The organism is Rhodococcus spelaei (assembly GCF_006704125.1).
GTDB lineage: Bacteria > Actinomycetota > Actinomycetes > Mycobacteriales > Mycobacteriaceae > Rhodococcus_G > Rhodococcus_G spelaei.
In genome coordinates, this window is sequence record NZ_VIGH01000004.1 from 153,569 (window position 1) to 174,159 (window position 20,591).

Genomic DNA, 20,591 nt, shown 5'->3' on the forward strand with positions numbered 1-20,591 from the left:
AAGGGGGTCAGCCCTGGATGCGGCGGAACGGTTGCGCCTGCTCGAGTTCGAATGCCAGTTCCAGCAGGGTCCGCTCGTCGCCGTGCGCCGCCGAGAAATGCGACGCCAGCGGAAGTCCCGTCGCGGTCTGGTGCAGTGGAAGCGAGATCGCGGGACCGCCGGCGGCGTTGTTCAGCGGGGTGAACGCCGTGTAGTCGACCAGCTTTCGGAACAGGTCGTCGAAACTCTGCGTCGGGGAGAGGAACCCGAGCGGCGGGGTGGTGTGCGCGACCACCGGCGACAAGATCACGTCATACTTCGCGAAGGCGTCCGCGTAGACCCGCTGGGTGCGCCGCAACCGGTAGAGGACGCGGGGCGTCTTCGCGATGTTCTTGCGGTACATCGCGGCCAGGCCGCGGGAGAGGTTGTCGGTCTTGGCCTTGTCGAAGTCGGAGCCGAACATCTTCTTGCCCCCGCTGCTGATCGCGAAGGACAGGAATCCCCAGTACAGGCCGAAGTCCTCGACGAACGACGGTCCGACGGGCATCGGTGCCTCCTCCACGCGATGCCCCAGACCGGCGAGTAGGTCCGCGGTCGCCTGCACGGACGCCCGCGTCTCGTCGTCGGTGCGGAAACCGTTGACGGAGTCGACGATGACGCCGACGCGCAGCCTGGTCGAGCTGGGTCCCTCGACTAGCCGAACCGGCGGAAGTTTCGGGTTGCGGTAATGGTTTTCGGCGGCCGCGTAGTACCGGGCGGTGTCCCGGACCGTCCGGGTGACGACGCCCTGCGTGACCACGCGGATCGGCATCGACTGGTCCATCGGGTCCGCCACGGTGCGGCCGCGGGTCGGCTTGAGGCCCACCAGTCCGCAGGCGGCGGCCGGGATCCGGATCGAGCCGCCGCCGTCGTTGGCGTGCGCGATCGGCACCACACCGGCCGCGACCAACGCCGCGGACCCGCCCGACGACGCACCGGAGGAGAACTCCGGGTTCCACGGATTGTGTACTGGCTCGCCGGCCGCGTACTCGGTGGACGCACTGAACCCGAACTCGGGCAGTCTGCTCTTGCCGAGTGAGACCAGGCCGGTGGACAGCAGTTGGGTGACGACGTCGCTGTCCCGGTCCGCCGGCTTCGGGGTGAAGGCCGCGCTGCCGTGGCCGGAGGGCAGCCCGGTGACGTCGACGTTGTCCTTGACGATGGTGGGGACACCGCCGAACACGCCGCGGCGCGGCGCGTCGGCCTGTGCGAGGGCCCGGTCGTAGTCGGCGAACTGCACCGCGTTGAGTCCCGCCTGGACCGACTCGGCCCGCTCGATCGCGGCCGCCACCACCTCGCGGGCCGAGGCCTGCCCGGACGCGACCAGCTCCGCGACCCCGGTGGCGTCGAGGTCGCCGAGGGCGTCGTCGCGGAAGGCGTGCACACGGAAGGCGGGGACTCGGGTGCTGTCGCTGCTCATGGGGTCCTCGGGGTCGCGGGTGCGGGTTCTCGCCAGCCTAGGCGGGCGGGTCGATCTCCGACAGCCCCTCCTCGGTCAGCTCGAGCCACCGCGTCGGACCGATCTCCCGCAGGAACGGGAGGTCGTGGCCGGCGACGATCAGGGCGCCCCGGAACTGGGCGAGTGCCTCGGTGAGGTGGCGGAGACTCGGCAGGTCCAGGTTGTTCGTGGGCTCGTCCAGCAGCAGCAGCCGTGGCGGCGGTTCGGCGAGCAGGATCGTGGCCAGCGCGGCCCGGAGCCGTTCCCCGCCCGACAGGGCAGCTGCGGGCACATCGGCGTCGCGGCCGCGGAACAGGAAGCGGGCCAGGCGTCCGCGAATCTGCTCGTCGGCGGCGTGCGGGGCGGCGTCGGCGACGTTCTGTGCGAGCGTGCGGGATTCGTCGAACACGTCGAGTCGCTGCGGTAGTGACCGCCACGGCACCGACGGCGACGCCTCGGAGACCGCGCGCAGCAGCGTGGACTTGCCGATCCCGTTGCGGCCCACCAGCGCGATGCGCTCCGGCCCGATGACCGACAGTTCCACTCGCTGACCGCTCGCCAGGGTGGTGTCGAGCTCGAGCACCCGCTGTCCCGGGTGAACGACGCTGTCGGGCAGGTCGATTCGGATCTCCTTGTCGTCGCGGACCGCGTCCTCCGCTTCGGTGAGGGTGCGACGTGCGTCGTCGAGTCGATCGGCGTGCACGCCACGCAACTTGCCGGCCGACGCCTGGGCCTGCCGCTTGCGTTCGCCGGCCAGGATCCGCGGGATGCTCGACTCCGTCTTCTTGCCGTAGCGCTGACGGCGGTCGATCTTCGTCTGCGTCTCCACCAGTTCCCGGCTCTGCCTGCGGACGTCGGCGCGCGCATCGCGGACCGCGGCCCGCGCCGCCTCCTGCTCGGTGTCGACCGCGTCGAGATAGTGGGCGAAGTTGCCGCCGAAGAACCGCAGTTCCCCGGACCGCAACTCGGCAATCGTGTCCATCCGGTCGAGCAGCTCGCGGTCGTGGCTGACGATCACTGCGATACCCGCGAACTGGTCGATCGCCGCATACAACCGCGACTTCGCCCGCAGGTCCAGGTTGTTCGTGGGTTCGTCGAGCAGCAGTACCTGTGGTTCGGCGAGCAGCGCGGCGGTGACACCCAGCAGCATCGTCTCGCCGCCGGACAGGGTGCCGACAGTGCGGCCCAACGACTCTGGCGTGCCCGCGACGTGGGCGAGGCCGAGCCGGTCCAGGGTCGCGACGGCCCGCTCCTCGACATCCCACTGTCCCGTGGCCACCGCGAAATCGTCGTCCATTCCCTGCCCGGACTCGATGCGGTGCACTGCTTTTCGTTGCGGCTCGATGCCGAGCACCGCGTCGACGGTGCGAGTGGGGTCGAGCGTGAGGTCCTGTCGCAGGTAGGCGAGGTCGCCCGCGACGGTCACCGAACCGCGGTCGGGGGTGAGTCTGCCCGCGATCAGGCGCAGCAGGGTGGACTTGCCGACGCCGTTGCGGCCGACGAGACCCGTGCGACCGCCCGGGAAGACGCCGTCGACTCCGTCGAAAACCTGTTCGCCGTCGGGCCACGAGAAGGCGAGGTCGGACAGGGTGAACGAGGACAGGGTGCGTGAGGGCATGGATGCTCCTTCGAGGTGGGTGCGGGGCGCGCGGGTACGGCGAGTACCGCGGCGCCGAGAGCGCGTCACAACCTCTATGCGAGCAAGGGCCCTTCTCCGATCGTCGACAACAGGACGGACCCCAGGCTAGGGCGGTCGGACCGGGTCGGCAAGTGAATTAGGCGCTGCGCGCCCGTGAGTGCTTCTGGTCCCTCTGTGGGCCAAAAGTACTCACGGGCGGCGAAGCCGCCTCAGATCTGCGGACCCTCGGTGCGCAGGTCGTCGACCTTGCTCATGGCCTCGCGCAGTTCCGCGAGCCACTCCTCGGCGTGCTGGCCGGCCAGTCGGACCGTCCAGGCCAGCGCGTCCGCGCGGGACCGGGCCACGCCGGCGTCGACCAGCGTGTCGAGCACCTTGCGCTCGGGTTGACGCAGCCGCGTCATGACCGGCACCGCGAGGTGGGTGAACAGCACGTGCTGCTCGCCGAGTGTCACCCCCCACGCCACCTTGCGGCCGTAGCGGGCCTCGGCCTCGTCGGCGATCCGCATCCGGTCGGCCCGGGTGCTCTCACGGAACCGGGAGATGCGTCCGTCGACCGCGGCCGGGGTGGTGTCCTCCGGAGCCGGCAGTTCGCCGGTCACCACGATCTCCTCGCGGTCCACCTCGACCGTCGCCGGCCCGGTGAACCAGTCGTCGGGAAGTCGGCCGGCGAACCACTCGGTCGCGTCGGAGGCGTCGGGAGCCTGCGCCTGCTGCCATCCGCCGGGCCTGCCGAATCGCCGACCGCCCGGACCCTGTGCGTTCCTCATCGTTCTCACCTCGGAAATTGCCGTGATTACTTGATTACAGTGATACGCCTCTTTCCGTCGGAGCGCCATGGCCGGTGGCCAGTCGGGCCGCCTCGACCGGGTCGGACCACACGTCCATCGGGACCACCCCGGTACTGCGTCCCGCACTGTCGAGGAGCCGGCCCATCCGCTTGGTGAACCCCAGTGCGACCGTCCGGTCGACGATCCGGAGCGAGGGCGTGCGCTCGGCGAGCAACTGCTCCAGGCGTTGGGCGTTGTCGAGAGAACGCAGCCACGTGCAGTACAGGAAGTTGGTCGACCCCCCGGTCATTGCCATGCATGCACGGGTCTCGGGCAGCGTGACGAGCTTGCGGGCGATCGACTCCGACTCGTCGGCAGGCACCCGCCCCCAGACCCACAGGGACACCGGCCACCCCGACAGCGGCTGCGCCACATCGCAGCGGAACACCACCGACCCGCTCGCGACCATCGTCTGCAGCCTGCGTCGCACGGTGCTCACACTGCGGCCGAGGCCCGCGGCGAGATCGGTCAGCGAGGTGCGCCCGTCCACACACAGCCTCCGGACGAGTTGCCGCTCGGTCTCGTCGAGCGGTCGCAGCATCCTGCTGCCGGCCCGACCGGACGAGCCCAGGTGTGCCCTCTGCTCGGCGTCGAGCGATCGCAGTCGCCAGTCGCCGCCGACCGCATACGGCCTGGTGACCAGGTGCGTCCGGGTTGCGCGGACGCCGTCCAGCGGTCCGATGGAGTCGAGTACGTAGCGTGACAGTGCGGTCAGGTCCGGCACTCCCACGGTCAGCAGCAGGTCGCGTCCACCGCTGGTGTGCTCGACCGTCATCACGTGGGGCCACCGGGCGAGGGCCGCCGCGGTCTCCTGCACCCGACGGGCGTCGCAGTCGATCTCGATGAACGCCGCGATCTGCGGCCCGCCGGGGTGTGCCGTCACCCACGCGATCCCCGCCTCGACCAGCCTCGACCAGCGCCTGGCTGCGGTGACCGGGTCAACACCCAGCGCCTTGCCGACCGTGGACCACGGGGCTCGCGGATCGAGTTGCAGCGTGTTGATCAGCGCCAGGTCGATCTCGTCCACGTCGTCCCGACCGGCAAATTCCTGACTGTCAACTGTGTTCACGACAAAATCCTGCAATTCAGAGGCTGTGACGGACGTCATGACCATGATTCCTCACGGCCGGATGCGTCCGGCGACATCGCTCGAAGGAGTAACCGTGTCGATACGTGACGACGCCCGCGACCTGCATGGCGACCTGGTGCAGCTGCGCCGCGCCCTGCACGCCGAGCCCGAGGTGGGCCTGCACCTGCCCCGCACCCAGGAGAAGGTGCTCGTGGCGCTGGACGGGTTGCCGTTGCAGCTGTCCACCGGTTCGGCCCTGAGCTCGGTGATCGGCGTGCTGCGCGGCGGGAAGCCCGGCCCGACGGTGCTGCTGCGCGGCGACATGGACGCGCTGCCGGTGGCCGAGCGCACCGGGCTGGACTACACGTCCCGCAATCCCGACCGGATGCACGCCTGCGGTCACGACCTGCACACCTCGATGCTGGTGGGGGCCGCGAAGCTGCTGTCCGCACACCGCGACCAGCTGGCCGGCGACGTGGTGTTCATGTTCCAGCCCGGCGAGGAGGGCTACGACGGTGCCCGGCTGATGATCGAGGAGGGCATGTTCGACGCGTCGGGTTCGCGGCCGATCGCCGCGTACGGGCTGCACGTCAGCGCGTCGGGGCTCCCGAGCGGAGTGTTCACCACCCGGCGGGGACCCGTGCTGGCCGCGTCCGATGCGGTGCAGGTGACGGTCCGGGGCCGCGGCGGGCACGGGTCGGCGCCGCACAGAGCCCTCGACCCCATCCCCGCGGCGTGCGAGATGGTCACCGCCCTGCAGACATTCGTCACCCGGTCGTTCGACCCGTTCGACCCGGTGATGCTGACGGTCGGCGCATTCCAGGCGGGCACCGCGAACAACGTGATCCCCGACGAGGCGCGGTTCGACGCCACCGTGCGGTCGTTCTCGGCGGAGAGCCACGCCCGGGTCCGGGACGGGTTCGCTCGGGTCTGTGCCGGGATCGCCGCGGCGCACGGGCTCGAGGTGGACGTCGACTATGTGGACCAGTACCCCGTGACCGTGAACAACGATGTCGAGGCCGAGTTCGCCGCCGACGTCGTCGGCGAGGTGCACGGGGAGGAGCGGTTCGTCTGGACGCCGCAGCCCGCGACCGGCTCGGAGGACTTCTCCCGCGTGCTCGACGAGATCCCCGGCGCGTTCGTGTTCCTCGGCGCGCGCCCGGGGGACAAGGACCCCGCCACCGCCGCGTACAACCACTCGCCGCTCGCGGAGTTCGACGACGGCGTGCTCGGGGACGGCGCCGCGCTCTACAGCGAACTCGCGCTGCGACGACTGGCCCAGAGTCGACCCGCCGCCTGAAGCCGGAGTCCGCATAGTCTCGAGGCCATGCGAATGAAGCTGGGTGTGGCGATCGTCGCGGTGTCGGGGCTGGTCTGGGCGACCACGGCGTGTAGTAGCGGACCGACCGAGACGGAGACGGCAGCGCAGCAGTTCGCCGACGCGCTCACCCAGCGCAACGCGCAGGCGGCGGCCGCGCTGACCTCCGACCCCGCCGCCGCGTCCGCGGCGATCACGCAGCTGTTCGACGGGCTCGCGCCGCAGGATGCCACGTTCACCGTGGCCTCCACCGACAGCGACAAGGGCACCTTCACCCTCGCAGCGGACTGGACGCTCGGTGCCGCGCCCACCACCGCCGCGACGTCGGCGGGACCGGCACCGACCACCGCCCCCACGACCACCCCGTCCCCGCAGCCGCCCGAGAAGTGGAACTACACCACCACAGGTGGCGGGCAGGTGGTCGCCGACGGCGGGAAGATCCCGTGGGACGCCCAGCTGCTCGCACCCGGACTGACCGCGGACACCACGCTGCGCTACACCACCCTGTCCGGCGGGTCACCGAAGGTGCTGGCCGACAACGGTTCACCGCTGATGGCGGAGCAGACGGTGACACTGGTGAACGTCGACCCCGCGAAGACGCCCGACCCGGCGGCGACCGCGGGTGCGCTCGCGCCGCTGCTCACCCCCGTCGCGCCGACCGTCACTGCCGCATCACTGCAGTCGGATATCACTGGGGCACAGGGCAAGACCGTCACCACGATAACCCTGCGCGACGCCGACGTCGCGCCCATCGCGGAGCGGCTCGCCGCCGTCCCCGGCGTCACCCTGGTCAAGCAGACCCGACTGCTCACCGTCGACAAGGCCACCAGCTCACCCGCGCTGGACGGACTACGCGAGCTGTGGCAGCAGGGCCAGGACGCCTCCGCCGGCTGGGCCGTGCAGTTGGTGCACGCAGACGGGTCCGCCGACAAGGTGGTCGGCCGCGACGGGACGGCCGCGCCCGACATCGCGAGCACGCTCGATCCGGCGGTGCAGACCGCCGCGCAGGCCGCGATCGCGACGCTGCCGCAGCAGGCCGCGGTCGTGGCGATCCGGCCGTCCACCGGCGCGTTGCTCGCCGTTGCGCAGAACGATCCCGCCAACGCGCAGGGTCCGATCGCGCTGACCGGTCTGTACCCGCCCGGCTCGACCTTCAAGACCGTCACCACTTCCGCTGCGCTGCAGCAGGGTTCGGTCACCCCAGACACGGTGCTGCCGTGCCCGGGCACCGCGAACATCGAGGGTCGCACCATCCCCAACGACGACAAGTTCGACCTCGGCGCGGTGCCCCTGCACACCGCGTTCGCGCGGTCCTGCAACACCACCATGGGGCAGCTCGCGGTAGCGATGCCGCCCACCGCGCTGCACGACGCCGCCCTGCAGTTCGGCCTCGGCGTGGACTACGTGACGCCCGGTCTGACCACCGTCACCGGCAGCGTGCCGGCCGCGGACACCCCCGCCGAGCGCGTCGAATCCGCAATCGGGCAGGGTCAGGTCACCGCGTCCCCGTTCGGGATGGCGATGGTCGCGGCGTCCATCGCGCGCGGCTCGACACCGCTGCCCATGCTGGTGGCCGGGAAGCCGGGCGTCGCCAACGCGACCCCCACCCCCGCGCCGGCCGTGGTCACCGAGCAGCTGCGCACCATGATGCGGGAGACCGTGACCGCGGGCACCGCAACACAACTCGCGGACATCCCCGACCTACGCGGCAAGACCGGGACAGCCGAGTTCGGCGACAACACCAGCGCGCACGGCTGGTTCGTCGGCGTCGACGGCGATGTCGCTTTCGCGGTGTTTGTCGCCGGCGCCAACAGTTCTGCCCCCGCCGTCGACGCGGCGGGCCGGTTCCTGCGGCCGATCCAGCCCGTGCTGCCCCGGTGAGCGCGGCGCACTACCTGCTGCTGGTCGTCGCCGGATTCGGGGCGGGACTGGTCGGGTTCGTCACCGGCCTGGCCTCGATCATCTCGTACCCCGCGCTGCTGGCGGTCGGGCTGACGCCGGTCGCCGCCAACGTCACCAACACGGTTGCGATGGTCGCGGTCGGTGTCGGCGGCACCGCGAACTCGCTGCGCGAACTCACCGAGATGGGCCCGCGGCTGTGGCGCTGGGCGGCGGTGAGCGGCGTCGGGGGACTGGTCGGCGCGCTGATCCTGTTGTGGGCGCCCGCAGGGTCGTTCGAGACCGTCGTCCCGTATCTCGTCGCGGTCGCGTCGCTGGCCTTGTTGCTGCAGCCGCGGATTCGGAAACTCGCCGGTGGCAAGGAGTTCCCGGTGCTGTACCCGGCGGCGCTCGGGGTGGTCGCGATCTACGGCGGCTACTTCGGAGCCGGTGCGGGCGTGATCTTCCTGGCGCTGACGCTGATCTGCACCGGACTGTCGGTGTGGCGGGCCACGATCCTCAAGAGCTTCCTGCTCGGGATTGCGAATCTTGTGGCCGCCATTGCCTTCTCGATGTCCGGTGAGGTGAACTGGGGTGCCGCGGCGGCGATGGCGCTCGGTGCACTGCTCGGCGGCTGGTGCGGACCTCCGGCGGTGAAGGTGATCCCGCCGACCGTGCTGCGGATCGCGGTCGCGCTCGCCGGGTTCGGGTTGGCGGGCTGGCTGGCGCTGAAGTGATGCCGGTCAGTGCACGCCGCGCATCATCTTGCTGATCCACGGCGCCAGCAGCACCATCACCACGCCGACCGTGATGGATGCCAGGCCCACCCACATGAAGTACGGGGCCTGGTCGTCGGTGTCGTAGTGCTTGGCCAGCGTGCCGGCCAGGGAGGAGCCGAGCGCCACCGACAGGAAGAACAGTGCGACCATCTGCGTGTGGAACGCCTTGGGCGCCAACTTCGTCGACAGTGACAGCCCGACGGGGGAGAGGAACAACTCGGCGAAGGTGAACAGCAGCAGGATGAACGCGAGGCCCAGCAGAGGGGTGCCGTTCGCGCCGCCCCCGGCGAACGGAAGGAACGCCAGGAACGCCAGGCCCATGATGGTGGTGCCTGCCGCGAACTTCAGCGGCGAGGACGGTTGGCGCGGACCGAGTTTCGTCCACATCGCGGCGAACACGCCCGCGAAGACGATGATGAACACCGGGTTGATCGACTGCACCCACGAGGCCGGGAACTCCCAGCCGAAGAGGTTCCGGTCGAGGAACTTGTCCGCGTAGATCGCGACCACGGTGAACTGCTGCTGGAACAGCGACCAGAACGCCGCGCTGGCCAGGAACATCGGAATGAACGCGATCACCCGGCTGCGTTCGGTGCTGGTGATGTGCCTGCTGCTCAGGATCAGTGCGAAGTAGCCGACCGCGGCGACGATGGTCAGCCCGACCACCACGTCGGACAGGTTGTCGGCGGTGATCACCCCCGTCAGGCAGAGCACCGCCACGACCACCAGCGCGGCGACGCCGCCCGCCGCGTACCGCCACAGCACGGGACCGGCCAGCGGGTTCAGCGGCCGCGCACCGATCCCGGCGAGACGCTTGCGGCCGACGGTGTACTGGATCAGTCCCAGCGCCATACCGATCGCGGCGAGCGCGAACCCGGCGTGGAAGCCCCAGTTCTTCTGCGCCCACCCGGTCAGCAGCGGACCGACGAAGGCGCCCAGGTTGATTCCCATGTAGAAGATGGAGAAACCGGCGTCGCGGCGCTCGTCGCCCTCCGAGTACAGGTCGCCGACCAGCGAGGTGGCGTTCGCCTTGAGACCGCCGCTGCCGACCGCGATCGCGACCAGTCCGACGCCGACGCCCGCCAGTCCCGGGATCACGGACAACGCGATGTGGCCGAGCATCACCAGGACGGCAGCGTAGAACAGCGTCCGCTCGGAGCCGAGGATCCGGTCCGCGATCCAGGCGCCGAGGATCGTCGAGAGGTAGACCATGCCGCCGTAGGCGCCGACGATGCTGACCGCGGAGGTCTCCGAGAGCCCGAGTCCGCCGTCGGTGGCCGAGTAGTAGAGGTAGTACGCGAGGATGCCCTGCATCCCGTAGAAGGAGAACCGCTCCCACATCTCGACGCCGAACAGGTTGGCCAGCGCGAACGGCTGACCGAAGAACCCGTGGTCGGACTGGGGACTCCGGGGTGGCGACTCGAGTTCGCTCATCGGAAAGCTGTCCCACGGCGGACGTGGCCACGCCGGGTTGTCGCCAAGTTGTTAGCGGGACCCGCCCCCGCTCAGTGCGCGGTGGAACGCTTGCGCACCAGTGCGTAGATCGCCCGCCAGCCGAGCAGGAACAGCGCGAGCACACAGGTGGCCACGATGATGAAACTGAATGCGGTGCCCTGTCCGCCGATCACCCGCAGGATCATCCCGCCCGCGACCGTGCAGATCCAGATGATCACCCCGGCGGGGATCACCGAGGCGGGCAGCGACTTGTTCCGGTACAACCCCTCGTTCGCCGCCCAGCCGATCGCGAGCCCGCCGAGGAACGGCCAGGCCGTGCTGACCAGGCCGGCGACGGCGTTGGCCTCGTCGTGACTGCGGCGTCCGATCGCGCAGAACACGATGACGAGCACGATGTCGACGACCAGAACCGGCAATACCTTCTTCACGCCGACCAGGGTAGGCCCGCGCGAAGAGTTCCCTTTGGGCGGGACGGACCGTTTCAGGTTTCGGCATCCGGACCTACCGTGAGCCGCGACACACCTGATCGGAACCGACACGCCAGGAGGCAATGAGAATGACGCAGTGGAACGAGGAGTGCGACGTTCTGGTGGTGGGCTCGGGCGGAGGCGGCGTCACCGGCGCCTACACCGCGGCCCGCGAGGGACTGTCGGTGATCCTGGTGGAGGCCACCGACAAGTTCGGCGGTACGACGGCCTACTCCGGCGGCGGGGGAGTGTGGTTCCCGTGCAACCCCGCCCTCCAGCGCGCCGGCACCGACGACACCATCGAGGACGCACTCGAGTACTACCACTCGGTCGTCGGCGACCGCACCCCGCGTGAGCTGCAGGACGCCTACGTCCGCGGCGGTGCGCCGCTGATCGAGTACCTCGAGCAGGACGAGAACCTGAAGTTCGAGATGCTGCCGTGGCCGGACTACTTCGGCAAGGCCCCCAAGGCGCGACTGGACGGCCAGCGCCACACCATGCCGTCCGTACTGCCGGTGTCGGAAGCGCCCGAGTTGCGAGAGGTCGTGCGCGGACCGCTGGATGCCGACCGGCTCGGCACGCCCGCGCCCGACGACTACTTCATCGGTGGGCGGGCGCTGATCGCCCGCTTCCTCAAGGCGATCGAGAAGTACCCCGACGCCACGCTGCAGCGCAGCTCCCCGCTCGTCGAGTTGGTCGTCGAGGGCGATGCGGTGGTCGGCGGCATCGTCGAACGCGACGGCGAGCGCGTCGCGATCCGCGCCCGGAAGGGTGTGCTGCTGGCGGCCGGCGGCTTCGAGGGCAACGACGAGCTGCGCCAGAAGTACGGCGTGCCCGGCGTCGCCCGCGACACCATGGGCCCGTCGGCCAATCTGGGTAAAGCCCACCAGGCCGGCATCGCGGTCGGAGCCGACACCGACCTGATGGAGCAGGCCTGGTGGTCGCCGGGCATGACGCATCCGGACGGCCGCTCGGCGTTCGCGCTGTGGTTCACCGCCGGCATCTTCGTCAACCAGGACGGCAAGCGGTTCGTCAACGAGTCCGCGCCCTACGACCGGCTCGGCCGCGACATCATCGCCCAGTTGGAGGACGGCTCGGCCACCTTGCCGTACTGGATGGTCTACGACCACAAGGAGGGCGAACGCCCGCCGGTCAACGCCACCAACGTGTCGATGGTCGAGACGGAGAAGTACGTCGAGGCCGGTCTCTGGCACACCGGCGACACCCTCGAGGAACTCGCCGCCAAGATCGGCGTGCCGGCGGAGAACCTGGTGGCCACCGTCGCGCGCTTCAACGAGATGGCCGGCAAGGGCGTCGACGAGGACTTCGGTCGCGGCGACGAGGCCTACGACCGCGCATTCTCGAACGGTGAGCCGCCGCTGGTGACCATCGACCAGGGCCCGTACCACGCGGCCGCGTTCGGCATCTCGGACCTCGGCACCAAGGGCGGTCTGCGCACCGACACCGCAGCGCGGGTGCTCGACAAGTCGGGCAATCCGATCCCGGGCCTGTACGCGGCGGGCAACACGATGGCTGCGCCGAGTGGCACCGTCTACCCCGGCGGGGGTAACCCGATCGGTACCAGCATGCTGTTCGGCCACCTCGCCGTGAAGGACATGGTCGGCGGCAAGTAGCCACACACGAGCGAACCCGCCGTGGCCCTGTCGGGCCGCGGCGGGTTCGCTCGTGTACGTGGGTGGATCAGGCCTGCAGGCCGGCCTCGATCTCGAGGGTGATGGTGATCTTGTCGCCGACGACGGCGCCGCCGCCCTCGAGCGGCATGTCGATGCTGATGCCGAAGTCCCTGCGGTTGATCACGGTGCTGGCCTCGAAGCCGGCGACCGGGCCGTTGCCCATGCCCGGGTTGACGCCGTTGAACTCGAGCTTCAGCTCGACCGGGCGGGTGACGCCGTGCAGCGTGAAGTTGCCCTCGACGACGAAGTCCTCGCCCTTGGCGCGGACACCGGTGGACGCGAAGGTGGCGGTCGGGAACTGCTCGGCGTCGAAGAAGTCGGCGGTCTTGAGGTGGCCGTCGCGCTGCTCGTTGTCGGTGGTGATGGACCCGACCTGGATCTGCGCCTCGACGGAGGGGGTGCCGTCGGCGGCGACCGTGACGGCGCCCGAGAAGTCCTGGAAACGGCCGCGAACCTTGCTGACCATGAGGTGGCGAACCGAGAAGCCGACGGTGGAGTGGCTGGCGTCGATGGCCCAGGTGCCGGGGGTCAGGGTGGGGAGGGCGGTGGCGGTGGTCATGGGGGCTCCTCTGCACGGTGGCTAGCTGATTGAATGTTCAACCTCTTGCTGGGTCCAACGGTGCCACCGCCGGTTCGCTTCCCGCAACCGAGTGTGGCGTCGGTCACATCGGCCCCGGAGCGGCCGTTCCGGTGACCGTGGCCAGCACCGCGCGCAGCGCGGACGCCGTCACCGACCGGTCGAGGGCGACGCCCCACTCGACACGACCGCCGACCCGGCACTGCGCGAACGTGACCGCCTGCGCATCCCGGCCCGACGTCGTCGACTGCTGCGTGAGTGCGAGGACCTCGAGGTCGATGCCGCGCTCGGACAGGACCCGGGCCAGTGCATCGACCGGGCCGGTGCCGACGGCGTCGCCGTTCACCGCGATCTCGCCGGAGGTGGCACGGATCCGGAGCCGGTCGCCGTTCGCGAGGTGCTCGACGGTCCACTGCTGCAGTACCCCGTGGTGGAAGTAGTGCTCCTGCAACAACTCCCACAGCTGCTCCGCGCTGATCTCTGCGCCGCTGCTGTCGGTCGCCTGCTGCACCCGCTTCGCGAAGTCGATCTGCAGCAGTCGCGGCAGGTCGATGCCGTAACCCGACTGCAGCAGGTACGCGATGCCGCCCTTGCCGGACTGACTGTTGACCCGGATCACCTCGGTGTAGTCCCGGCCGACGTCACGCGGGTCGATCGGCAGGTACGGCACCTCCCACGGGTGTCGGGCCGGATCGGCGCCGGCCGTCTCCGCGCTCGCATGGTGGTGCGCGAAGCCCTTCTTGATCGCGTCCTGATGCGTGCCCGAGAAGGCGGTGTAGACCAGGTCGCCGCCGTACGGGTGCCGGGGGTGAACCTCGATCCTGTTGCAGTACTCCACGGTTCGGCGAACCGAGTCGATGTCGGAGAAGTCGATCATCGGGTCGACGCCCTGGGCGTGCAGGTTCAGGGCGAGCGTCACCAGGTCGACATTGCCGGTGCGTTCACCGTTGCCGAACAGACAACCCTCCACTCGCTGCGCCCCGGCCAGGACCGCCAGTTCGGCGCAGGCCACGCCGGTGCCGCGGTCGTTGTGCGGATGCACCGACAGGATCACCGACTCGCGGCGGGCGAGGTTGTGGTGCATGTACTCGATCTGGTCGGCATACACGTTCGGTGTCGAAATCTCCACGGTGGCAGGCAGGTTGTGGATCACCGGACGGTCGGGTGAGGCGTCCCACAGCTCGGTGAGGCTGTCGCAGACCTGCAGCGCGAAGTCGGGCTCGGTCAGGTTGAACACCTCGGGGGAGAACTCGAAACGGACGCCGGGTGTCGCGTCACCGCCGCGGGCGACATCCTGCGCGGCATCGAGGATCAAGCGGTGCAGCGTGTCCCGGTCATGTCCGAGCACGACGGACCGCCAGGTGGGAGCTGTCGCGGTGTACATGTGCAGCACGACGTTCGGCAGCCCACGCACCGACTCGTAGGTGCGTTCGATCAGATCGGTGCGGGCGGCGGTGAACACGACGATCGTCACGTCGTCCGGCACCAGGTCTTGCGTGGCGAGGTCGCGGACGAAGTCGAAGTCGGTCTGGCTGGCGGACGGGTATCCGACCTCGATCTCCTTGTAGCCCATGGCAATCAGCTGCTCGAACAGTTGGCGCTTGCGCTGCGGGTCCATCGGTTCGGCGAGGGCCTGGTTTCCGTCGCGCAGGTCCACCGGGACCCACAGCGGGGCGACGGTGGTCCGGTTCGTCGGCCAGGTGCGGTCGATCGGCGGTACCGGCACCCGCTCGTCGTACGGACGGTAGCGGTGGCTGGGCATGGCGGACGGGGTCTGGCGGTTCCAGTTCATGGCGAGCTCCAGGCGAATCGGAGGGTCGACCGGCACGGCGGAACCCCGCGACGGGGGGCCGGTCCGGTCAGACCCCGTCGCGGCGGTGAAGGAGAAGCCCGCGGAAAGCCATGACGGGTACGCTAGGCCTTATCAGCTTGTCTGACAACCCGAGGAGTTCACGTGGCCGCGCCGTTGCGCCGAAACCTGCTGGCCGATCAGGCCGCCGACCTGCTGCTTCGCCGACTTGCCGCCGGGGAGTGGGAGGTCGGGGCGAAGCTGCCGGGGGAGACCACCCTCGCCGCCGAACTGGGGGTCGGGCGGTCGACCGTCCGGGAGGCGCTGCGCATGCTCGGCGGGCAGGGCCTGCTGCGGGCGCGGCAGGGCGCCGGCGTCTTCGTCGAACGCACCGAACCGGCACGCGGGGAGGGCTGGGAGTCGGTGCTGCGTGCGGAGACCGTCGCCGCGGTCGTCGAGGTGCGCAACGCGATCGAGGTCGAGGCGGCCCGTCTCGCCGCGGGTCGGGCCGACGAGGAGGACGTTCGCGCGATGCGCGTCGCGCTCGACAGACGCGGCGAGGCGTTCGCCGAGGGGGACCGCGAGTTCGTCGAGGCCGACATCGCCGTGCACCGCGCCGTGATCGTCGCCGCGCACAATCCGGTCCTGACCGAACTGTTCGAGACCTTCGTGCCGCGGCTGACCGACGCGATGCTGGAGTTGGTCGACCTGCTCGGTGTCCGCGACAGCGATCCCGACCTCGATGCCGACGGGCACCTCGCTCTGGTCGACGCGGTCGCGTCCGGCGACGCGGATGCCGCCGTCGCGATCAGTCGGGCGCACCTCGAGTCGATGCTGGCGGCTGTTCGTCGCTGAGCGCGGCGCCGTCCACCGGTCGGGTGATGGTTCCCTTCGCCCAGTCAGACCGAATGATGGTTCCCCTCACCCGGGGTGGTGGTGGTCCTCGGTGGGGTTGGTGAGCGGGTTGGTGAGCGGGTCGGTGAGCGGGTTGGTGAGCGGATTGGGGGGCTGCGCGCGGTTCTGCAGGCCCTGCTGCTCGGCGCGCTCGAGTTCGACGTCGAACTCCAGGTCCTCGTGCTGGTGCCCGCGGAACAGGAAGAGGAAGACCACCCAGCCGGCCAGCGCGACCAGGATGAAGCTGACCCCGCGGTACACGAACGCCGCGGCCACGGCCTGCGAGGCGCTGATGCTGGCCGCGGTGGTCAGTGTCGCGATCAGTGTCGCGTCGACGAAGACCAGGCCCCCCGGCGCCAACGGGATGGTCGCGACCGCCTTGCCCGCCGCGAACGCGATCAGCAGTCCCGACAGCAGCGGGTCGGCCCCGATCGCGTAACAGGCGAAGGCAAGGCACACCACGTCGCCGATCCGATGCACCGCCGACCAGCACAGCGTGATCGCGGCGTCCTTCTTCCCCAGCTGCACCGACTCGAGCTGGGTCAGCGTCTCGCGGACGGTGTGCATCCCGGTGTCGGCCGGCTTCCCGCGCATCGAGTTGACCCGGACGAGCACCCAGCGGGCACCGGACTCGATCGAGCTCGGGTGTGCGGAGACGTAGCGGACCGCGAGCACCAGGGCGATCAACCCGACGAGTGAGAACGTCAGCGTGAACGGGCTGACCGAGCCGCCGACCAGCAGTGCGCCGCCGAAACCGAGCAGGGCCAGGCCCGCGGCCGCGATCACCCCGGAGATCGCGAGCTGCCAGGACGCCACCACCGGGCTCGCGCCCCAGCGCCGCGTCTCCCGGTAGGTGAAGGCGGTCGAGAAGACCTGACCCGCGGGCAGCGTCACCGCCATCGCGGTCGACGCGTAGACCACAGCGACCGACTTGCGCTGGCTGACCTCCACCCCGCCGGCGTGCAACAGCTGCTTCTGCACGCGGCCGTACCCGCTGAGCGAGACCGCCTGCGCGAGAATGCAGGCGGCCAGCCAGCCCCAGTGGATTTCGGTGAGCGCCCGCCAGGACTCGTGCAGTCGTGGCCACAGGTACACGCCCTCCGCGCACAGCAGCGCGACGACCAGGAGGCCGGCGACCCATTTGACCCACCAGAAACGACCGCGGCGACGTTCGGGGACGCCCCCGTTCGGGTCCGGCTGCGGCGCTACCACTAGCCCAGACTAGCCAACGGCCGGCGAATCACCCGCCAACACCGGACCGACGGTCACGGGTACCGGATCGGGCTCGCCAGGTGGGTCACGCGGTTCCGGCCCCGCAACTGCACCTGCTCACCGAGCTCCCACTGGGCCTGCTCCTCGTCGTCGGCGAAGTACACGGCGCTGGTCGAGGCCAGCACCCGGCTCGGGCGCAATTTGGCCAGCTCGGTGAGCCGGGACGCCTCGTTGACCGGGTCGCCGATCACCGTGTATTCGAAACGCTCTGCGGCGCCGATGTTTCCGGCCACCGCGAGGCCGGCCGACACGCCGATTCCGATGTCGAGGCCGGTGATGTCGTTGAGCGCGAACCGCAGCTCCCGCGCGGCAGCCAACGCCGCGGCCGGGGCGTCCGGCCGGTCCAGCGGGGCGCCGAAGATGGCCAGGGCCGCGTCGCCCATGAACTTGTTGACGAAGCCGTGATGACGGTCGACCACGTCGACGACCACCCGGAAGAACTCGTTGAGCAGGCTGACCACCTCGCCCGGTGGCTGCTCGGCCGCGGCCCCGGTCGAGCCCACCATGTCCACGAACAGCACCGCAACGAAGCGGGTCTCGCCGCCGAGTTCGGTGCCGAACTGCAGCGCGCGACGCGCCACGTCCTCGCCGACGTGCTGACCGAACAGCTCGCGCAGCACCCGACGCTCGGCCGAGTCCGCCATCATCCGGTTGAAGCCGACCTGCAGCCGGCCGATCTCGCTGCCGTCGAACACCTCCACCTGCACGTCGGTAGCGCCACGCTGGACCCGCTCGATGGCCCGGCGCAACTGGCGGATCGGGTCGGAGACCTGGCTGGCCGTCAACATCGACAGCACGAACGCGGTGGTGATCGTCATGCCCGACAGCAGCAGGATCGCGACCGCCAGCGAGTTGGTGGAGAACTGCAGGTCGGTGCTCAGTTGAGTGGCACACAGCAGGATGATGCCGATGACCGGCATCAGCGTGCCCAGCCCCCAGGTCATCGCCATCCGGGTGCCGACGCCCGGTGCCAGCGTCCGGTCGAACCGGCCTTCACTCAGCGCCCGCGCCGCGACCGGTCGCAGGATGCGCTCACCGAGCATGTAGGTGAAACCGAACGTGGTGGTCGCGGCCATGCAGACCGTCACCACCACCGCGACCGCCAGTTCTGGCATCTCCGAGGCGGTCAACGCCACGAACAGGATCCCGCCGAACACCCACAGGATCAGGTGCACGATGGCCTGCCGGAGCGGGGCGTGCAGGGCGGCCATCTGCTCGCTGCGGGTCGGGGGCCCGCCGCGCAGCTGCCAGCGGATCACCGAGCGCAGCATCATCGCGGCTGCACCGAGGCTGACGACTCCCGCCAGGAACAGGTAGATGCCGAAGACGATGCCGTTGCGTACCCGGTCCGCGATGATCGCGTCCGTCTCCGTGATCGGCAGCCCGTACCTGATGAACGCCAGCACCAGAACGGCACCGATGAAGTTCGCCAGGATCATCGACCCCATGTAGAGCGGCCAACGACTGCGCATGGTCAGCGCGACCGCTCGATAGGAGGATGCCAGCACAGCGACCAATTTAGCGCTGCGGTGCAGACAGTCGACGATGCGGACTCGGGAAACGGCCGTCCGGGCACGTCCCGCAAAACCTCCGCGCGGCCGATAGGCTCGCCCGGGTGACCGCGAACGAGTCGCCCGAGACTCGACCGCGGGGGGCCGACGCCGCGTCGGTGCACCCGCTGGTCCGAGTCAGCGCCGAGTGGACCTGGCGACTGCTGGTGCTCTTCGCCGGCCTACTGACCCTCGGCTACCTGGTCCACAAGCTCGACACCGTGGTGATCCCGGTCGGGCTGGCGCTGCTCGCGTCAGCGCTACTGTCCCCACTGGTCAACTGGCTCCAACGGAAAGGCGTCCCGCGGTCCGCGGCCGTCGTCGTCGTACTGGTCGGCGCGATCGGCCTCGTCGCCGGCATCATGACGTTCGTCATCGAACAGTTCATCACCGGACTGCCCGGACTGACCGACCAGTTCACCCACTCCGTCAACCAGATCCAGGACTGGCTGACCTCGGGGCCGTTCCACTTCTCCGAGGAACAGATCCGCCAGGCCGGCGACTCGGTGGTCAAGTCGATCCAGGACAACAAGCAGGCCCTCACCAGTGGAGCCCTGACCACCGGCAAGGTCATCGGGGAACTGTTCACCGGCGCGGCGCTGACGTTGTTCACCCTCATCTTCTTCCTCTACGGCGGCGAGCAGGTCTGGGCGTTCGTCACCCGGATCATCCCGACCCGTTCGCGTGAGCGGGTCCGCCTCGCGGGCAGCCAGGGCTACGGTTCGCTCGTCGGCTACGTGCGCGCGACAGTCGCGGTCGCGGCGGCCGACGCCCTCGGTATCGGGGCCGGACTGGCGATCCTCGGGGTCCCGCTCGCGCTTCCGCTGGCCTCGTTGGTGTTCATCGGTGCATTCATCCCCATCGTCGGTGCCTTCCTCACCGGGTTCGTCGCGGTGCTCGTCGCGCTGGTGACGAAGGGACTGATCACCGCGCTGATCACGCTCGGCATCATCATCGGGATCATGCAGCTCGAGGGGCACGTGCTGCAGCCGCTGCTGCTGGGCCGGGCGGTCCGGCTGCACCCGCTGGCCGTGGTGCTGTCGATCACCACCGGCATCGTGCTGGCCGGAATCGTCGGTGGTCTGCTCGCGGTGCCGATCGTCGCGGTGCTGAACACCGCGGTCCGGTCGCTGCTCGCGGAGGATCCCGAAGAGGTCCCGGACGAGGTCGACATCGAGGACCCGCACCTGCCGCTGTTCCCGGCCATTCCCGACGAACCTGAGTAACTCTGCGGCGCCGCATATTCTGGTGCCATGGATGCAAGGGATCTGCGGGTGTCCGACGCCGAACGCGAGCACGTGGGGCAACTGCTGCAGCGTGCGGTCGGGCAGGGCATGCTCTCGCTCGGGGAGTTCACCGAACGGATGGACACCGCACTGGCCGCCAAGACCCGCGGCGAGCTGAACGCGGTGCTCTACGACCTGCCCGGGATGCGGGTGGTCACGGACGAGGCGCCGCGGCAAGCGGTCCCAGCGCCCGGTCCGACCTACGCCGCGCCGAGTCCGGTGCCGACGCCGACGAACGCCGTGCGCGCCACCATGACCTCGGTGACCCGCAAGGGGCCCTGGCAGGTGCCGCCGACGCTGCATGTGAACAACAAGTTCTCCAGCGTCACCCTCGACTTCAGCGAGGCGGTGATGCAGACCCAGGTGGTCGAGCTGATCGTCGACGACGTCTGCGGGACCACAACGCTGATCGTCCCGCCCGAAGCGACGGTCGACCTCAACGGCGTCGACACCGTCGGCGGCAGCACCACCAACCGGGTGCGCACCGGACCTGCGGCCGGACCGCTGCACCTGGTGGTCCGCGGGAAGGTCCGGTTCGGGTCGATCACCGCCAAGCATCCGTTCGGGACGTCCTGGAAGCGGATGCTCGGCTGAGACACCCCCAGTTCTCCCCGAGATCGCAGCGGGAAGAACCGGGGGAG

17 protein-coding genes are annotated in these 20,591 nt (G+C 69.9%); 7 read left to right on the plus strand and 10 right to left on the minus strand.

Translation table 11 applies throughout. The features are described from left to right. Window positions 1-7: 7 nt before the first annotated feature. From FK531_RS10145 to FK531_RS10160, 4 genes are all read right to left on the minus strand, one after another. Window positions 8-1,438 carry an amidase gene (locus tag FK531_RS10145; protein WP_142098672.1) on the minus strand — a complete coding sequence of 477 codons (1,431 nt, stop codon included), beginning with the start codon at window positions 1,436-1,438 and terminating at the stop codon, window positions 8-10. A 37-nt stretch (window positions 1,439-1,475) separates the two neighbouring features. Beyond that, window positions 1,476-3,074, minus strand: coding sequence for an ABC-F family ATP-binding cassette domain-containing protein (locus FK531_RS10150; protein ID WP_142098674.1), 1,599 nt, complete (start codon window positions 3,072-3,074; stop codon window positions 1,476-1,478). 230 nt (window positions 3,075-3,304) lie between these two features. Beyond that, on the minus strand, window positions 3,305-3,862 hold the full coding sequence (gene abmR / locus FK531_RS10155) for an ATP-binding transcription factor AbmR (RefSeq protein ID WP_142098677.1): 558 nt from the start codon (window positions 3,860-3,862) through the stop codon (window positions 3,305-3,307). A gap of 34 nt (window positions 3,863-3,896) precedes the next feature. Further along, complete coding sequence (locus tag FK531_RS10160; protein ID WP_246098086.1) at window positions 3,897-4,991, minus strand: Lrp/AsnC family transcriptional regulator; 1,095 nt, start codon at window positions 4,989-4,991, stop codon at window positions 3,897-3,899. A 94-nt stretch (window positions 4,992-5,085) separates the two neighbouring features. Between FK531_RS10160 and FK531_RS10165 the strand changes: the two genes are divergently transcribed. The 3 genes from FK531_RS10165 to FK531_RS10175 are packed head-to-tail and all read left to right on the plus strand — an operon-like array spanning window position 5,086 to window position 8,924. Continuing rightward, window positions 5,086-6,291 (plus strand): M20 metallopeptidase family protein, encoded by a 1,206-nt coding sequence (locus tag FK531_RS10165; protein ID WP_142098682.1) that lies wholly within the window; start codon window positions 5,086-5,088, stop codon window positions 6,289-6,291. A 33-nt stretch (window positions 6,292-6,324) separates the two neighbouring features. Next, window positions 6,325-8,190: a penicillin-binding transpeptidase domain-containing protein gene (locus tag FK531_RS10170; protein ID WP_142099542.1), complete on the plus strand. Its 1,866-nt coding sequence runs from the start codon at window positions 6,325-6,327 to the stop codon at window positions 8,188-8,190. Then, window positions 8,187-8,924: a sulfite exporter TauE/SafE family protein gene (locus FK531_RS10175; protein WP_142098685.1), complete on the plus strand. Its 738-nt coding sequence runs from the start codon at window positions 8,187-8,189 to the stop codon at window positions 8,922-8,924. The genes FK531_RS10170 and FK531_RS10175 overlap by 4 nt, the downstream gene beginning before the upstream one ends. A 6-nt stretch (window positions 8,925-8,930) precedes the next feature. Here the strand turns inward: FK531_RS10175 and FK531_RS10180 are convergent, their stop codons facing one another. Beyond that, on the minus strand, window positions 8,931-10,400 hold the full coding sequence (locus tag FK531_RS10180) for a peptide MFS transporter (RefSeq protein ID WP_142098689.1): 1,470 nt from the start codon (window positions 10,398-10,400) through the stop codon (window positions 8,931-8,933). 71 nt (window positions 10,401-10,471) lie between these two features. Next, complete coding sequence (locus FK531_RS10185) at window positions 10,472-10,849, minus strand: DUF3054 domain-containing protein (RefSeq protein ID WP_142098692.1); 378 nt, start codon at window positions 10,847-10,849, stop codon at window positions 10,472-10,474. A 128-nt stretch (window positions 10,850-10,977) separates the two neighbouring features. Here FK531_RS10185 and FK531_RS10190 point away from each other — a divergent pair, with 128 nt between their 5' ends. Continuing rightward, entirely contained in the window at window positions 10,978-12,522 is a 1,545-nt protein-coding gene (locus FK531_RS10190; RefSeq protein ID WP_142098695.1) for an FAD-binding protein, read from the plus strand. Between the two features lie 67 nt (window positions 12,523-12,589). Here the strand turns inward: FK531_RS10190 and FK531_RS10195 are convergent, their stop codons facing one another. Continuing rightward, complete coding sequence (locus tag FK531_RS10195; RefSeq protein ID WP_142098698.1) at window positions 12,590-13,141, minus strand: YceI family protein; 552 nt, start codon at window positions 13,139-13,141, stop codon at window positions 12,590-12,592. 103 nt (window positions 13,142-13,244) lie between these two features. Further along, window positions 13,245-14,951 (minus strand): 2-isopropylmalate synthase, encoded by a 1,707-nt coding sequence (locus FK531_RS10200; RefSeq protein ID WP_142098702.1) that lies wholly within the window; start codon window positions 14,949-14,951, stop codon window positions 13,245-13,247. Between the two features lie 162 nt (window positions 14,952-15,113). Here FK531_RS10200 and FK531_RS10205 point away from each other — a divergent pair, with 162 nt between their 5' ends. Further along, window positions 15,114-15,803 carry a FadR/GntR family transcriptional regulator gene (locus FK531_RS10205; RefSeq protein WP_142098705.1) on the plus strand — a complete coding sequence of 230 codons (690 nt, stop codon included), beginning with the start codon at window positions 15,114-15,116 and terminating at the stop codon, window positions 15,801-15,803. A gap of 66 nt (window positions 15,804-15,869) precedes the next feature. Here FK531_RS10205 and FK531_RS10210 read toward each other — a convergent pair whose 3' ends face one another. Both FK531_RS10210 and FK531_RS10215 read right to left on the minus strand, forming a co-directional pair. Beyond that, window positions 15,870-17,054: a lysylphosphatidylglycerol synthase transmembrane domain-containing protein gene (locus FK531_RS10210; protein ID WP_142098708.1), complete on the minus strand. Its 1,185-nt coding sequence runs from the start codon at window positions 17,052-17,054 to the stop codon at window positions 15,870-15,872. Window positions 17,055-17,107: 53 nt separating this feature from the next. Then, window positions 17,108-18,562 carry an adenylate/guanylate cyclase domain-containing protein gene (locus FK531_RS10215; RefSeq protein WP_142099544.1) on the minus strand — a complete coding sequence of 485 codons (1,455 nt, stop codon included), beginning with the start codon at window positions 18,560-18,562 and terminating at the stop codon, window positions 17,108-17,110. A gap of 167 nt (window positions 18,563-18,729) precedes the next feature. Here FK531_RS10215 and FK531_RS10220 point away from each other — a divergent pair, with 167 nt between their 5' ends. Together FK531_RS10220 and FK531_RS10225 are read left to right on the plus strand one after the other, a co-directional pair. Then, window positions 18,730-19,890 (plus strand): AI-2E family transporter, encoded by a 1,161-nt coding sequence (locus tag FK531_RS10220; RefSeq protein ID WP_142098710.1) that lies wholly within the window; start codon window positions 18,730-18,732, stop codon window positions 19,888-19,890. Between the two features lie 27 nt (window positions 19,891-19,917). Continuing rightward, window positions 19,918-20,544 carry a DUF1707 SHOCT-like domain-containing protein gene (locus tag FK531_RS10225; protein ID WP_142098713.1) on the plus strand — a complete coding sequence of 209 codons (627 nt, stop codon included), beginning with the start codon at window positions 19,918-19,920 and terminating at the stop codon, window positions 20,542-20,544. The last annotated feature ends 47 nt before the right edge of the window (window positions 20,545-20,591 follow it).

What these genes read in the sequence shown, in the direction of transcription:
- FK531_RS10170 (WP_142099542.1), top strand. Translation starts at nt 6,325, where the DNA reads ATGAAGCTGGGTGTGGCGATCGTCGCGGTGTCGGGGCTGGTCTGGGCG.
- FK531_RS10195 (WP_142098698.1), bottom strand. Translation starts at nt 13,141, where the DNA reads ATGACCACCGCCACCGCCCTCCCCACCCTGACCCCCGGCACCTGGGCC.
- FK531_RS10180 (WP_142098689.1), bottom strand. Translation starts at nt 10,400, where the DNA reads ATGAGCGAACTCGAGTCGCCACCCCGGAGTCCCCAGTCCGACCACGGG.
- abmR (WP_142098677.1), bottom strand. Translation starts at nt 3,862, where the DNA reads ATGAGGAACGCACAGGGTCCGGGCGGTCGGCGATTCGGCAGGCCCGGC.
- FK531_RS10190 (WP_142098695.1), top strand. Translation starts at nt 10,978, where the DNA reads ATGACGCAGTGGAACGAGGAGTGCGACGTTCTGGTGGTGGGCTCGGGC.
- FK531_RS10225 (WP_142098713.1), top strand. Translation starts at nt 19,918, where the DNA reads ATGGATGCAAGGGATCTGCGGGTGTCCGACGCCGAACGCGAGCACGTG.
- FK531_RS10150 (WP_142098674.1), bottom strand. Translation starts at nt 3,074, where the DNA reads ATGCCCTCACGCACCCTGTCCTCGTTCACCCTGTCCGACCTCGCCTTC.
- FK531_RS10215 (WP_142099544.1), bottom strand. Translation starts at nt 18,562, where the DNA reads ATGGGGTCGATGATCCTGGCGAACTTCATCGGTGCCGTTCTGGTGCTG.
- FK531_RS10200 (WP_142098702.1), bottom strand. Translation starts at nt 14,951, where the DNA reads ATGAACTGGAACCGCCAGACCCCGTCCGCCATGCCCAGCCACCGCTAC.
- FK531_RS10145 (WP_142098672.1), bottom strand. Translation starts at nt 1,438, where the DNA reads ATGAGCAGCGACAGCACCCGAGTCCCCGCCTTCCGTGTGCACGCCTTC.